General features: G+C 68.5%; 11 protein-coding genes and 4 pseudogenes. 7 read left to right on the top strand and 8 right to left on the bottom strand.

Annotated features, from left to right (window positions below; all coding sequences use genetic code 11):
* Positions 1 to 13: 13 nt before the first annotated feature.
* Positions 14 to 324 (bottom strand): annotated as a pseudogene (locus EES41_RS43630) (hypothetical protein).
* A 723-nt stretch (positions 325 to 1,047) separates the two neighbouring features.
* Between EES41_RS43630 and EES41_RS39910 the strand changes: the two are divergent.
* The gene (locus EES41_RS39910) at positions 1,048 to 1,269 is read left to right on the top strand and encodes a hypothetical protein (RefSeq protein ID WP_123083450.1); all 222 of its coding nucleotides are present in this window, start codon (positions 1,048 to 1,050) and stop codon (positions 1,267 to 1,269) included.
* Positions 1,270 to 1,873: 604 nt separating this feature from the next.
* Here the strand turns inward: EES41_RS39910 and EES41_RS39905 are convergent.
* Entirely contained in the window at positions 1,874 to 2,746 is an 873-nt protein-coding gene (locus EES41_RS39905) for an IS3 family transposase (RefSeq protein WP_123083449.1), read from the bottom strand.
* Positions 2,747 to 2,763: 17 nt separating this feature from the next.
* Positions 2,764 to 3,042 (bottom strand): annotated as a pseudogene (locus tag EES41_RS39900) (transposase); the annotation flags it as partial.
* Between the two features lie 130 nt (positions 3,043 to 3,172).
* Here EES41_RS39900 and EES41_RS43625 point away from each other — a divergent pair.
* Complete coding sequence (locus tag EES41_RS43625; protein WP_254211946.1) at positions 3,173 to 3,901, top strand: hypothetical protein; 729 nt, start codon at positions 3,173 to 3,175, stop codon at positions 3,899 to 3,901.
* 113 nt (positions 3,902 to 4,014) lie between these two features.
* Here the strand turns inward: EES41_RS43625 and EES41_RS39890 are convergent, their stop codons facing one another.
* On the bottom strand, positions 4,015 to 4,794 hold the full coding sequence (locus tag EES41_RS39890) for a hypothetical protein (RefSeq protein ID WP_123083447.1): 780 nt from the start codon (positions 4,792 to 4,794) through the stop codon (positions 4,015 to 4,017).
* 953 nt (positions 4,795 to 5,747) lie between these two features.
* Between EES41_RS39890 and EES41_RS39885 the strand changes: the two genes are divergently transcribed.
* From EES41_RS39885 to EES41_RS39875, 3 genes are read left to right on the top strand one after another with little or no spacing between them, the layout of a single operon-like run.
* Positions 5,748 to 6,251, top strand: coding sequence for a DUF3592 domain-containing protein (locus tag EES41_RS39885; protein WP_216827329.1), 504 nt, complete (start codon positions 5,748 to 5,750; stop codon positions 6,249 to 6,251).
* Positions 6,252 to 6,264: 13 nt separating this feature from the next.
* Positions 6,265 to 6,522: a transposase gene (locus EES41_RS39880; protein ID WP_254211225.1), complete on the top strand. Its 258-nt coding sequence runs from the start codon at positions 6,265 to 6,267 to the stop codon at positions 6,520 to 6,522.
* Complete coding sequence (locus EES41_RS39875; protein ID WP_164495652.1) at positions 6,519 to 7,439, top strand: IS3 family transposase; 921 nt, start codon at positions 6,519 to 6,521, stop codon at positions 7,437 to 7,439. The genes EES41_RS39880 and EES41_RS39875 overlap by 4 nt, the downstream gene beginning before the upstream one ends.
* A 127-nt stretch (positions 7,440 to 7,566) precedes the next feature.
* On the opposite strand, the pseudogene EES41_RS39870 reads toward EES41_RS39875, so the two are convergent.
* A pseudogene (locus EES41_RS39870) lies at positions 7,567 to 8,097 on the bottom strand (transposase); the annotation flags it as partial.
* A complete protein-coding gene (locus EES41_RS39865; protein WP_302186201.1) occupies positions 8,073 to 8,645 on the bottom strand; it encodes a winged helix-turn-helix domain-containing protein in 573 nt (190 codons plus the stop codon). The gene EES41_RS39865 and the pseudogene EES41_RS39870, both read right to left, overlap by 25 nt.
* 188 nt (positions 8,646 to 8,833) lie before the next feature.
* Between EES41_RS39865 and EES41_RS39860 the strand changes: the two genes are divergently transcribed.
* Positions 8,834 to 9,247 carry a hypothetical protein gene (locus EES41_RS39860; protein WP_216827328.1) on the top strand — a complete coding sequence of 138 codons (414 nt, stop codon included), beginning with the start codon at positions 8,834 to 8,836 and terminating at the stop codon, positions 9,245 to 9,247.
* 91 nt (positions 9,248 to 9,338) lie between these two features.
* On the opposite strand, the pseudogene EES41_RS39855 reads toward EES41_RS39860, so the two are convergent.
* Positions 9,339 to 9,536 (bottom strand): annotated as a pseudogene (locus tag EES41_RS39855) (IS30 family transposase); the annotation flags it as partial.
* 52 nt (positions 9,537 to 9,588) lie between these two features.
* Here EES41_RS39855 and EES41_RS39850 point away from each other — a divergent pair.
* Complete coding sequence (locus tag EES41_RS39850) at positions 9,589 to 10,224, top strand: hypothetical protein (protein ID WP_123083446.1); 636 nt, start codon at positions 9,589 to 9,591, stop codon at positions 10,222 to 10,224.
* A 157-nt stretch (positions 10,225 to 10,381) separates the two neighbouring features.
* Here the strand turns inward: EES41_RS39850 and EES41_RS39845 are convergent, their stop codons facing one another.
* Complete coding sequence (locus tag EES41_RS39845; RefSeq protein WP_123083581.1) at positions 10,382 to 13,048, bottom strand: DEAD/DEAH box helicase; 2,667 nt, start codon at positions 13,046 to 13,048, stop codon at positions 10,382 to 10,384.
* Between the last annotated feature and the right edge of the window lie 864 nt (positions 13,049 to 13,912).

The following is a 13,912-nucleotide window of genomic DNA, read 5'->3' as shown; positions in this document are numbered from 1 at the left end:
ACCTCGAAGCCGGTCAGGGGCCGGTGAGGATGTCGTGGGTGCCGATGCGGCGCCAGATGATGTGCTGCGTGCCGGGTCGGCGCGCGGGCCCGTATTCCCAGGTTGCGCGTCCTGCGGGGCCGCAGCCCATGGACCAGGTGAGCTCGTAGATGCCGGATGCCCGCTGGACGCGCTTGACCCGTAACCCGGGGCGGAACTGGCAGCCGGGGAGCGTAGGTCGGGCACGAAGGCGCCCAGGACGACCCGGCGGAAGCGCCGGCGTTGGGCGGGGGTGAGGTGCTGGAGATCGGTGGTGAAGCGGGGGAGTGTCTCGAAGGTTGGCATGCTGGACTCCTCCAGGAAGCACGAAGCCCTCCGGCGCGGGCCGGAGGGCGGGGTACGGAAGGGCGTGGCGGTGAACTTGGGTCACCGGTGGGCTGGATCGTGCTCGGCCTCCGGTGGTGAGTTCTGGTACGTGCGGCACGGCGGGTGGTGAGTGAATTGGTGACTCACCGGTGCGTAAGGGCTGGTGAGTGGTGACCGAATCGGTGAGTCACCGGTGCGTGGCGGCAGGGCCCGGAGAGCGGTGACATTCGCTACCGACGCGGGGCCGCCTCCCGCCTGACGGGCACCGGGAAAGAGAGCCGGGCCACTGCTCCCGCCTGGCGGGACCTACCACTGATCGGCCGCTCTTTGCACGGAAGCCAGTGTCCCGTGCCGGGCGATGGACGCCAGTGACCACAGGAGGTGGAGCGTCGGCTGCGGCCTACAACGAGACCGTGCCCGCTGAGGTCTGCAAGGCGCTGAGGGTGGCGATCGAGCCGCCCGTCGTCACCGCCGGGCGCCTACCAGCTATGCAGATTCCTGGGGTGCCGCGCGAGCTGATCGGCTGGATCCGGCGCAGCGACCAGATCGCCGCCTCCCTTTCGAGCGGGAGCACGAGTACGTCACCGCCGTCGACGACGATGGCGGGCTCCGCTTCCTGCCCGTGGTCTCGGAGAAGGTGCGCGCCAGGCTGAATCGGATCGCCCGGATGCCGCGTGGCTTGTCCCGTTGCACGCTGGGGGTATGGAGCATGCGCCGATCCTGGTGCACCGGATCTCCCCGGCCGGCGGTCGGCGGGTCGTGATCCGGATCCGTGGCGTCGACACGGTCCTGGGGGTGGCGTACTCCGATGCGGATCTGATCGAGTTCCTGCGGCGCGTCGACATCCCAGGTCCGGACGAGCTCGTCCTCGGCGATTCCGAAGTCATCGCCTGGCAGGGCGGGCAGCCACACCAATACGAGTAGGCCCCCTGGACCCGGGCCGGGCCGCCGTAGGTGCGGCATCGCTGGGCTTGGCGGGCGTGTACCACGGGGGTGAGAGATGGGGGGAGAGATGGGGGGAGAGATGGGGGGAGAGATGGGGGGAGAGATGGGGGGGTGAGATCAGGGGAGAGATGGGGGAGCCGGTTTCCGTGTCCTTGCCGCATCGTGCCTGGTCAGACCCTGAATCACGGCCGGTGACTAGCCAGACTTATAGGTAGGAGGGGGTGGGGGAGTGAAGAACGGCTGAGGGAACGGAGCGGTTTGAAAGGGGGGGCGTGAGGATGGTTGCGAGGACGGAGAAGGGAAGGAGTGGACGGGGCGGGGGAGAGAGGGAGGAGGAGTGGGCTGGTGGAGGTAGGGGCTGAGAGAGAGCGGTGGGGAGAGGGTCGGTGGGTGAAATGAGTGTGGTCGGCGCCCACCTTTCGCTGAGAGCGGGTGGCAAGAGCGCCGGCTGCGGTGCGGGATAGGTGGAGCCGGCCCACTCCGGAGCCCTGACTCGGCAGGGCCCTCTGGCCCTATCCACGCGCCATACGTGCCTGGCCGGGGTGAGCTTGCTCCGCTTTGACGGACACCTTTGGTGTGTTGGTCAGGCCGCCAAGGCGGTCTCGTATTCTGCGGGACTGCGGTAGCCGAGGCTGCTGTGGAGCCGGTGCAAGTTGTACCAGCTCTCGATCCACTCAAATATCGCGGTGTGGGCGGCGGCCCGGGTAGGCCAGGGGTGGGTGTCGCCGAGCTCGTTCTTGAGGGTGGAGAAGAACGATTCGGCGAGGGCGTTGTCCCAGCACTGACCAGTGCGCCCGACCGACAGCCTGATGCCGAAATCCGTTGCCAGGCTGGCGAGTTCACTGCTGGTGTATTGGCAGCCGCGGTCGGAATGGAAGATCACCGGGCCGGCCGGACGGCGGGTTCGGCAGGCGGCCGTGAGGGCATCGGCGACGAGTTCGGTCCGCAGGTGGTCGGCCGTGGCCCAGCCGACGACACGGCGGGAGGCGATGTCGATGACGGTGGCAAGGTAGAGCCAGCCCTCGTCGGTGGCGATGTAGGTGATGTCGCCGCACCAGCGGGTGTCGATGGCGGCGGGGTCGGGTTGAAAATTGCGAAGGACCAGGTCAGGTCGGGTCACCGCGTGCGGGTCAGGAACGGTAGTGCGGTGGCGGCGCCTGCGGTGCCGGCCGGCCAGGCCGGCCTGCCGCATCAGACGTGCGACCCGGCGCCGCCCGCAGCCGGCTCCTTCGCGCTTGAGGACGGCGTGGACGCGCGGGGCGCCATAGGTCCCGCGGGACCGCTCGTGAACAGCGGTGATGTACTCGGTCAGCTCGGCGTCCCGCACCGAACGGGAACCCGGGGTGCCGTTGCGGCGGGTGTAGTAGGCGGTCCGGGAGACCTTGAGGAGTTCACACGTCCGTTTGACGTTGTGACCTGCGGTTTTCTCCGCCTCGATGAACGGGTCCACGTTCACCGGGTCTCCGTCGCGAAGAAAGCCGTCGCACGCTTGAGGATGTCGACGTCCTCGCGCAAGCGGCGGTTCTCCCGCCGCAGAGCCGCCAGTTCCTCGCGTTCGCCGCTGGTCAGACCGTCACGTTCACCGGCGTCGACCTGGGCCTGGCGGACCCAGTCGCGGACCGCGGTCTCGGTCAGGTCGAAGTCCTTGGCGACCTGACCGACCGAGCGGTCACCGCGTCGGCACAGCTCGACGATCTCGGCCTTGAACTCCGGCGTGAACGAGCGCCGAGGACGCGCCTTCTTCTTGCCCATGCTCTCCATGATGAACATCATCCTTCCGGGGCCCAAGCCCCTGATCTCCGATGTCCGTCAAAGCGGATCAAGCCCAGGGGAGGCTGTGGGTGCCAGGCCCGAAGCAGGCGGTGAAGGAGGCCCACCCCGAGTGGTTCTCACCCCGCCCTTCGAGCCGATGCTCGCTCAGGCCGCCGAGTATGTTCCCGGCTCCGGCGTCCTGGCGAGCGGCTTCGCGGCGGAGCAGAAGTTGGACGGCCACCGCGCGATCCTCTTCACCCCCACTGGCCCCGGCGGCCGGGTGCTTTTGCAGACCCGGCGCGGCTCCCTGGTCCAGGACCGGTTCCCCGACTTGGTCGCGGCCGCCGAGCAGCTGCCGGACGGCCTGGTCCTCGATGGCGAGCTCGTCGTCTGGGACACCGCAGCCGGCCAGCTGTCCTTCGAAGCGCTCCAACGCCGGGCCGCCGCCCGCGGCCGCACCGCCACCGCGCTCGCCGCGAAGACCCCAGCGTTCTTCATCGCCTTCGACGCCCTGCAGATCGATGGCATCGAGCTGCTGATGCTGGCCTACGCCGAGCGCCGCCGACGCCTGGAGGTTCTCTTTGCGGCCCGTGCACTGACGTCGACCGCCGGGTTCGCTCCCTGGGCGGCTTTGAGGCGATTCTCCGCACTGCGCTGGGCGCGTTTGGCCTGGAGAAGCTGCTGGAGTGCCGCCTTCGGTGACGGCGCTCAGTGGGGTGTCACACCGTCGACTGCGGACACAACTGGCAAGCCACCGGTTCCCGCACCGGACATTCGGTGGACCGCTGTGCGCTGTCGTGGCCTACATCGCCGAGACCGAGGCCGGCGAGGGCACCGGGGCGTCATCGGGTCACCCTGACCGACGTCGGCACGGCACGACCCTTGGCGAGTCAGGCTCACCGGCGCCGTCACTTGGACGCTGAAGCGCCAGTACAACTGGGACAACGAACGCTGGGCGGAAGACAGTGATCGTCAGGCCGCTCGCTGCCACCATCGGCGACGCTGCTGTGGGACCGCCGGGACGACGTCGTCCTCGGACCGCAGCATCGTGCGGGCTTCATGAACCAACGCATTCAGGGCCACGGTGAACTCTCGCCTGACCTCGGCGGTCCTTCGCAACATGACCTCGGAGGGACCGTCATAGGCGACGATGTGGTGCGCCTGCTCCTCGGTCAGATCTCCGATGAGGTTGGCGAGCGCTCGTGCCCGGTGCCCTTGGCTTACCTCCATCGCAAGGACTTCGTCTATCTCGTGGCCCACATGAGGGTCATCCTCGACGATGCGCGACAGTACGTTCCTCGCGGACATGACGGGAGCGAATCGCTGAGCATTCTCCTCCACGGTCATAGCCGAGCGGGCGAGCTCTCCCGCTGCCTGCACAACGCTCTCCGTGACGATGAGGCGAACCTCGTTCCACCGCGAGGACACCGCTGCGGATGCGGCGGAGACCTGACCGGCGAGATCGTCACCGCCGTCGATCCAGAAACGGTCGCACACCTCGACAAGCGTGTCTGCGCTTCGGATCAGTTCCGCGAGCTGCACCTGCCTAACGGTCCACAGCGCCGCCACCCGCTGGGCATCGGCCGTAATCTGCGCCGCCTCCCGGGCCGCAGCAGCCTGGTCGCGACCACCACCCGCCTGGATCTTCGCACCGCGCACCCCAGCGAGGTATGAGCCGCAGATCGCAAGCGCCGCGACCAGTGCGGTGAAGATATCGGGGTTGTCCTCGAAGTACTTCCTGAACGCATCCACCGGCATATCATGCCGAAGCGATCTACTGTTTGTAGCCGTTCTGCTTCCTGATCTGCCCGAGCGGTGACGAGACCAGCGCCCACGGGAACTGGTCGTCGCGGCGCGAGGACTCCATTGTCCACGCGGTCGAACAGGCCGCAGTCCGGCGAGCAGCCGAGGCCTACTCGCCGGGCTACGAGCCGAGCAAGGCCGAGATGGCAACGCTCTGGGGGCGGGAGTTCGGCTCGTAGGACGCGGTTCACGCGGTGGCGGGGACAACAACACGCGCGTACGGCTCGACGGGCAATACCCGGACCCAGGTCCTGGAGGCCGCGGCGGCGGTGTTGGACCGGCCTGTGCGGGAGGATGGGTGGCACGGCGAAGAGCGGCGGCCTGCATCGCCCGCTCGGTACCGTGATGAGTCCCCGGCCGGGAGCGTCAGGCGCGGCAAGGCAATGGTCCGAGCACCGGCGCGCACAGGGTTCGCAGACCGCCGGGGGCTTGGACGTAGAACACAGCGACGAGCCTCGTTGTACGGTTCCTTCGGATTGTGGTTGGAGGTGCGGTGGCGGTGGTGTGATCCAAAACAATCGCGATCGGCCTCAGTACGCGGCGGCCGGTCCCTTCTCGGCCCTGTCCTGCGAGGCGTTGCAGCGCTGGGCGGCCTTGCCGTGCCCGTGGCGCGGCCGCCCTTGGGCCCCGCACCCCGGCGGCCACTACATGGGTGTCAATTCACCTGGTGCTCTGGCTGGGTGTCGTTTACTGACTTCGGCTTGTCAGGGTGACAAGTGCCTGATGGGCTTGAGGTGCTGGCTGTATGGACGACCGTGGCAACGGGGTCGCTCGGGCCACCCGTTCTGCCGATGTCCGGCAACCGGACCGGCTCATGGGTGCCGCCAGCAGCGGGTGACCCCGCCGCGGAGCCCCACATACTGTTGCCCCGTACGTGAGCAGGGCATACGGGGGTAGGGAACATGGTGGACGAGACGGTACGTGCAGGCGCCGGGCATCGTACGGAAGTCTTCGTGTGGCTCGGTCTCGCACTACTCCTGGGCGCACTGTCGGCCCTGGTACTGATTCCCCAGGCCCAGCATCTGCGCTCGCTCCGCGACGGTGTGCGCGCCAACGCCACCATGCATACCCGCGGCACGTGCGCGCTGGGACAGTGCTCGGTCGCCTTCGAGGCGCAGGACCGCACCGTCGTGGCGGCCTTGCCCCCAGGCAGTAGTGGCAGCAAATACCCCGTGGGCGCGCACCTCACCGTCCGGTACCGGGCGGACGATCCGCAGACAGTCGCCGCCGCGGCCGACGTGGAGGGCGGTGGGGCGACCTTGCTAGCCGCCTCGACCGGCGCGGGTGCCGTGTTGTTCCTGAGGTTCCCCCGAGATGCGGGAAGTGGTGACAGGGGGTCAGATGGGTCTCATGAGAGGAGTCCAGACGATGCCTGCACCGAGGAAATATCCGTTGGAGTTGCGTGAGCGTGCGGTCCGGATGTATCGGACCACCGAGCCGAAGCCGGTGATCCGTCGTATGGCCGAGGAACTCGGTGTGCACCACGAGGCCCTGCGGAACTGGATCCGGCAGGCCGAGGCCGACGCCGGCGATCGAGGCGATCTCCTCACGACCGCCGAGCGCGAGGAACTGACGGCTCTGCGGAAGGAGAATGTCCAGCTCAAGCGGGCGAACGAGGTCCTGCGGACGGCCTCGGCTTTTTTCGCGGCCCAGCTCGACCCGACCCGGCCCAGGTGACGGCGCTCCTCGATGCGCACCCGCACCTGGGGGTCGAGCACGTACTCCGGGAACTGAACATTCCCTCCTCCACCTACTACCGGTGGCGCCGGGCCGAGTCCGAGCCGTGCGAGCGCCGCCGCCGGGACGCCGAGCTGACGGACCGGATCCGCAAGGTCCACGACGAGTCCGGCGGGATCTACGGTTCACCGCGCGTGCACGCCGTCCTCAAGCGCGAGGACGTCCACGTCGGCCGCAAGCGCGTCGAACGGCTCATGCGCCAGGCGGGCCTCGCCGGGATCAGCCCCCGCCGGGGCAAGGGCTTCACCCGCCGCGACCCGGACGCCGAACTGGCCCCTGACCTGGTGCAACGCGACTTCACCGCGGCCGGTCCGAACCGGCTGTGGGTCACCGACCTGACCATGATCGCGACACTGGAGGGCCCGCTGTGGCTGTCCGCGATCCGCGACGCGTTCTCCCGCCGGGTCGTGGCCTGGGAAACCTCCGCCCGCGCGGACGCCGACCTGGTCCTGACCACCCTCGAGTACGCCCTCGCCTCCCGCGAACCCGCCGCCGACGAGCTCATTCACCATGCCGACCACGGCTGCCAATACACGTCCGTGAAGCTCACAACGCGCCTGGTCAGAGCCGGGATCCAGGCGTCCATGGGATCGGTCGGCGACTCGTTCGACAACGCTCTCGCGGAGAACCTGTGGATGCTCATCAAGACCGAGTGCGTCCGCGGCCGCGTCTTCGCCACACGTGCCGAGGCGAACCTCGCGCTCTTCCAATACCTCGACGGCTTCTACAACCCACGCCGCATCCAGAAGCGCCTCGGATACCTCAGCCCGATCGAGTACGAGGAGAAGCACTACGCCACCCAGGCAGCCACCGAACAAGTGAACCTGAAACCACGTCAACCTATCCTGACCAGCTAGTCAGCACCTCCCGCACAGCGGGGGAACCTCATTCCTGCTTCTGCCGGTCATGAAGACGGTGGCCCGAGCACGGCGGCGGCGCGCGGCGTCCAGCGCCGTTGGATGACGTGCCCGCCCCACATGCCGATCACCGTGCTACTGACTTCGACTCGTCAAGGTATGCCGGGGCGTCGAGGGTCAGGCCGGTGCCTGCTATGAAGCCGTCGAGTGTGTGGGGCCGGTATTGAAGGCGTTTGAGGCGGTTGCGGACGAGGGTTTCGAGGCGGTCGAGGGCCATGACGGCGAGGTTGGCCAGGCTGCGCTTGACGTGCGCCCAGACGCCTTCGACTGGGTTCAGGTCGGGCGCGTAGGCGGGCAGCAGGAACACTGTCAGCCACGTCCGCTCGGCGACGAGGTCCCGCATCTTTCGCGAGACATGGGTGTTCAGCCGGTCCCAGATCAGCACGATCGGCGCCTTGACCAGCTGATGGACGCTGTCGACCAGCGCGATGAAGTCCCGCTCGTCCATGCTGCGGCGCTTGCCCTTGCCTGCGGGGTGGGTCCGCAGCCGGTGGCACAGCCGGGTCCGGGAGCCGGGCCGCATGGCGATCAGGCCGGCCACCGACAGCCGTCCCGAGCGGCGCCCGCTCACCGTCACGACCGGGGTGCGGCCTCGCCTGCCCCAGGTCCGTCCCCGGGGCGGCCGACGGGTGAAGCCCGCTTCGTCCTCGAAGCAGACGTAGCCCCCGCAGGCCGCCCGGGCCCTTTTACCTCCGCCCAGGTCGCCTCCTTCCATGCGATGACGGCCTGCTCGTCACGCTCGGCGACACGCCGCGCGGGAACCTGCGGGCTGAAGCCGAGCCGGTGCATCAACCGGGTGGCACCCGAGACGCTGTAGGAGACGTGGAACTTCCGGCCGATCAGCGTGGCCACCCTCGACGCGGTCCACACCTGGTCCTCCACCCAGCCGTGCGCCGCCGGACCTTCCTCCAGGAACCTTGTCAGCTTCTCGAGGCAGTACGGCGACAGCCGGCACCGCGAACCACTCGGTCCACACGAGACCAGTGCCGCAGCCCCGCCGTCGCGCCACAGTCGGTGCCATTGGTAGGCCGACTTCAGGCTTACCCGCAGGCGCCGGGCGACCTCCGACGGCTTGGCCTTCTGCTCGAACAGCCCGACCGCCTGTATCCGTACCGATTCACGGCGCTGACGCCCTGCAGGGGTCAGCCCGCCCCCATCCGCATACCTCACACACCACGGGATACAGCCACAGCTCCAAGCCCAGCAGGCACTTCACCAAGATTCACCCCGACCAGCCGAAGTCAGTAGCCGCCGAACACCTGGACTACGACCGCCGCGACCCCGCCGCACACAAGCGGATCATCGCCGAGCGCTTCGCCGGCGAGGGCTGGGAGGTGCCGCGCCTGCTGAAGGAGATGGACACCGCGCAGGAGTTCTTCTTCGACTCCAACGCCCAGGTCGAGATGGACACCTACTCGGCCGGCCGCATCGTCCTCCTCGGTGACGCGGGCTACTGCGCCGGCCCTACCTCGGGCCGCGGCACCTCCCAGGCACTGATCGGTGCCTACCTCCTCGCCGGCGAACTCGCCACCCGCGAAGGCGACCACACGGCCGCCTTCGCCGCCTACGAGCAGCAGATGCGTCCCTACGTGGCCGAACACCAGGCCATGGGCCGCGAGGGCGCCGAACGGTTCTTCATGCCTGCTCCCACCCAGGAGATTCTCGACATGCTGGCCGCCAATGCCCCCGAGAACATCCGCACCAAGCCGGTCCGCCTCCCCGACTACACCCCTGCCACCGCCGCCTGACGGGCGACGGCGCATGGACACCTGCACCCAGCCACCCGGCCGTCTGTCGCCGGGGCTGCTGGTTGGGTGCTGAGCAGTTTCACTGGTCCATGACGTCCGTTCCTTTGGGGAAATGCTGCCGGAGCAGCCCGTTCGTGTTCTCGTTCGATCCCCGCTGCCAAGGGCTGTGCGGTTGGCAGAAGTACACCGGAACGCCCGAGGCTGTCGAGAAGGCGTAGTGATGCGCCATCTCGGCGCCCTGGTCCCAGGTCAGAGAGCGCTTGAGATGCGGTGGCAGGCCAGTGACGGCCTCCAAGAAGGCTTTCTGAACGAGGTTCGGCCTGTGACCGCGGGGCCCGCTCGTGGCGCAGGCGGCGCTGGAACTGGCATCCCCGGTCTCCGTAGAGCTCACCTCCGCGCGCACCCTGGCCGAGAAGTGGCTGCCGGGGCTCGCCGCCCTCTACGGCCTCTTCGCCATCGCAGGCGCCGTCGTGGGCAAGGACACCGTGAACGACCTTTCCGATGACGCACGGAACGGGCTCTTCGCCACCCTCGCGGTCGGCGCCTTCCTGGCGGCCTTGTCAATCGTGCTCGGCTACGCCGCGGCATTCGGCTGGCTCCGGATCGGCAAGGGCCAAGACGTCTCGACCGACGACAAGCTTCTGCGGTGGTACGGCACCAAAGGGCGGAAGGCCGTGGTCAGCGTCGCACGACGTCTGTGGATCGCGGTCGGGACCGCCCTCGGGTCGCTGGCATGCCTGATCGTCTCACTCGGGCTGGTATGGCTCGGCCCGCCGAGGAAGCCGGTGACCGCACCCGTGACGGTGACCTACCTTCAGAACGGCCAGACCGCGGCCAAGGCGTCGCTGTGCGGCACCATCACCGCCGACCCCACGCCCCAGCACATCGCACTCCGCGTAACTGACGGGCCCGCAACGCAGACCATCTCCCTTCCCGCTGCCTGGGTCGAGAAGATGGAGCCCACCAAGAGCTGCTGACCGGACACGTGATTGACGCCGTGGTCGAACAAGCCGGCGGCTGACCATCCGATATCCGTAGCGGCTGCGCAACATCGGTGACACGCGGTCAAGGTTTCTGCGGGCCAAGACACCTTGATGCCTCGGGCATCGGATGACGGTCCGGCTCGGGAAGCGGTCACGCCCAGTGGATGCCGAGCTTTGCGAGGGCGGCGAGCTGATCAGCATCGAGTTTGTCGCGTCGGGTTTTGGTGTTGGTGACCCATACGCCGAGCTTCACGATCACCGGTTCCTCCTCGCCGTCGACCGTGATCTCCTCGCCGTGCGCGCGGGGTACCGGCCGGTGGGCGCCTTCCCGCTCCACCCACTGTGCGAGCGCTGCCAGGCCGCGCTGGAACGCCTGCTGTGCCTTGCTCGGCCCCTTCGCCCCGCGACTGACCGCGGGGGCGGGAGCGGGCGCCTGGTCGGGCTGCACGCCCAGCGTGGTCAGCCGCTCCTGCTGCTCGGGCAGAAGCCGCGCCCAGGTGGCCGGCTGCCTCTGCTGCTGGAGCCACCTGCCGACGTCGTCGCCGTCGAAGACGACGCCCGGCGCGATGTGGGGCAGGACGCCGTCGGCGTCGACCAGGTCTGCCAGCACGCGGTAGTGCCGCTGCCAGTCCAGCGGCCACGGGCAGTTCCAGTCCTTGTCGATCGCGGCGAGCTGCGCGGCCCGGGTCGCCGCGGTGTCCTCGTCCTTGCCGAGCCCGTTCTTGGCGCCCTTGCGCCGGAGGTTGGCCATGTGCTGCCCGATGGGCACCATTTCGTTGTCCTCGCCCCACGTCGCGTCCTGTCGGGGTGCGAGGTGTCCGGTGGCCCGGCGGTAGGAGCGGAGCGCGGCGAGCTTGTTCTCCCATGCCTCTTCGCCGGGCTCCCAGACCATCCCGGCTTCCGGTGCGTCCAGCAGGGTCTTGCGCCGGTCCTCTAGGTCCCCGGCGCGCAGGGCCTTGCGCTGCTGGTGCACCCACCGCCCCAGCGGGAACGCCTTGGTGACGCCGACCTCGACCTCGACGTCATAGGGCACGGCGTAGAGGCCGGTGATCTCGTTCTCGGCCCGCCACCTGAGCAGGGCCTGGTAGCCCTCCAGCCACACGAGGGACTCGGGACGGTAGACGCGGGTGCGCAGGAACGCGGCGATGGTGGCGGCGTCCCGCGGGCTGGAGAAGTGGAGCAGGGCCGACTCTGCGGCAGCGCCGGTGTCGACCTCCTGGTCCTCGCCCTCTCCGCCGGCGCCGACGATCTGCCCGTCTTCGTCGCGCTGGAGGTGGACGTTGCGCTTGCCGTGGGTGAGGGCGCGGGAGGCGAGTTGCTCGACCAGGCGCTCATCGTGGCTGCGGAGGCCTTGGAGGACCGCTACGAGGGGGCGGTAGCTGGCGCTGGCGACCATGTCGGTGGGGTCTTCGCCCGGCTCCAGGAAGACCGGCACGATGATCCTGGCGACCTTGGTGCTGCCGTCCTTGTTGAGGCGCAGCGCGCGGCCGATGTTCTGCACGATCTCGACCTGGGAGCCGCGGGTGTCGGCGAAGCAGATGGCTTCGACGCCGCGCTCGCCGGTGATGTCGACGCCTTCCCCGAGCACGCGGCAGCTGGCGAGGAAGGCGCGGTGCACGCGGTGGCCGGTGGCGTCGATGCCGTTGGCGAACTGCCGCAGGACTTCGCGTCGCTCGGTGACGAGGTGGTCCCCGCACAGCCAGGCCGACCAGACGCGGTCCGGGGGTGCGTGGCGGCCTGCTTCCAGCTCGTAGAACTCCGCCTCGATCGACGACGCGGGGAGCTTCTCCGCGGCCGCCAGATCGGCGTCGGAGGCATCGGTGACGTATAGCGCGGCGGCGGTCTGGGGCAGCTTGTCCGCGAACGCGGCGGCCTCTTCGACCTTCTGGTGGAAGGTCATGACGGTGCGCAGGTTGTACGCCGCCGCGTGCTCCAGGAGCGCCGTCTGCAACAGGGCCAGACGCCGGCCGCGTCGGGCCTCTTCCGATTCCCCGAGGACGGGGGAGGGGTCGCGGATCTCCAGGACGTCGATCTCGAAACCGGCGAGGATCTCCCGCTCGATTGCCTCGGAGAGCCCGAGTTCGGCGAGCCATGCGCCGTAGGTGCCGCCCGGGTCGTCGGCCATGCTCGCGATCTCCGCCTCTTGGCCGCCGGTGCCCTTCTGCGGTCGGGCCGCGGCGAGGATGCGCGGGGTGGCGGTGAGGTAGAGCCGGAACTCGGAGGGGATGCGGGTGTTGTCGTGGATCGCCGCCCAGGGCCGTCCGAGGTCGCCGGCGGTGCCGTGGGCCTCGTCGACGATCGCGAGGTCGAAGCCCTCCATCCGCTGGCCATAGAGCCGTTCTCCGCCTGCCAGGGCGGCCTCCAGCGGCCCGCGGACCTTCCGCTGTCCCTCGGGTGCGTCGATGTCCTCGCGGTCTACGAGGGAGGCGTACGTGGCGAGCACGACGACCGGCCCCGTCCCGGCCCACAGGGCGAGCTGGATCGGGTTGGTGGTGGTGCGCACCCCGAGCCCGTTGAGCACCGGGTCGTTCTCCAGCGAGCACACCGCGACCATCGGCGCGGTGTGGCCCACCTGGCGCCACGCCTGGGCGGTCTGCGCGAGCAGGTCGAGGGTGGGGACGGTGACGAGGATCCGACCGCCCGGGAAGCTGTCCAGCGCGCACGCGGCGGCCGTGATCGTCTTCCCGGAGCCGGTCGCTGACACGATCGTGCCTCGGGCACCCTGCGGGGGCATGGATGACCTTGCAGGGAATCCCACCCACTTGCGAAACGCCGATTTCTGGTCGACCTGATGTTCTCGCAGCTGAACGGCAGTCATGAGGGCCATTTCCATGGTGAGATGGTGCGTGATGAGATGGAGGAGGCTGAGGCTCTCAGTGTCGGCACTATGGCCTTATGCTTCCTTGCGTGATTCGTCCTATCTCAGGCCCTCCCAAGTTGAGGCACCTCCTTGGCTCCCTCGCACTCATCCTGCTGATATCTGCTGGCTGGTACGGGCTGCAGCCGGTCTACCCCGACTGTGTCTTCTTTTCTAGCGGGCCTCCCGGGAAATCATTGAACCCAGAGCAACTTCAGCAGCAGGCAATTGATTCCGGGCAGTGCGTTCCTCCCCAAGCTCGCTGGGAAACCTGGATCGATTGATCATCCAGAGCATGCTCTCTCTTTCCGCCAAGAGTACATGCTGCATCAAGATGAGGTAGCCCTGGTCAGGACGGTGATGATGTGGGGACCGGCCGTTTTGACGAGTTGCCGGGTGGTTACGGTGGAGATCGGTATCACGCCTTGCATCATCCCGACAAGGACCCTCATGGACTCGACCGAGTATGACTGCCAGCGGATAACGTGTGGATTTGCGCCGGCCGACTACGAGCACGACCCCAACTGCATGTATCGAGAAGGCCCCTACTGCCGTCCACTCGACGAAGGGAGCTCGCAGGACGAGCCGCCCCAGTGCTGTTGACTGTCTGCCAAGCGGAGCCTGGCCCTGAAGGGGCCGGCTTTGGCCCTGATGATCTGTGTCAAGCTTGATTGTTTACCCTGGTCAGGGCCGCGCCCCCGCCTGTTCCGCTACTGGCGGCCCGCGTCAGCGGGCCCTTGGTCCTGGAGGCGGAGCCGGAAGGGCCCGGGGTCAGGGAGCGGAGCGGACCTGCCCAACGAGCTAGAGACCCGGACCCCGTGAAGC

This window comes from Streptomyces sp. ADI95-16 (assembly GCF_003721495.1).
Taxonomy (GTDB): domain Bacteria; phylum Actinomycetota; class Actinomycetes; order Streptomycetales; family Streptomycetaceae; genus Streptomyces; species Streptomyces goshikiensis.
Note: the sequence above shows the minus strand (reverse complement) of the source record. Positions and strands in the feature narration are given on the sequence as shown.

What these genes read in the sequence shown, in the direction of transcription:
- EES41_RS39910 (WP_123083450.1), top strand. Translation starts at nt 1,048, where the DNA reads ATGGAGCATGCGCCGATCCTGGTGCACCGGATCTCCCCGGCCGGCGGT.
- EES41_RS39885 (WP_216827329.1), top strand. Translation starts at nt 5,748, where the DNA reads ATGGTGGACGAGACGGTACGTGCAGGCGCCGGGCATCGTACGGAAGTC.
- EES41_RS39880 (WP_254211225.1), top strand. Translation starts at nt 6,265, where the DNA reads ATGTATCGGACCACCGAGCCGAAGCCGGTGATCCGTCGTATGGCCGAG.
- EES41_RS39845 (WP_123083581.1), bottom strand. Translation starts at nt 13,048, where the DNA reads ATGACTGCCGTTCAGCTGCGAGAACATCAGGTCGACCAGAAATCGGCG.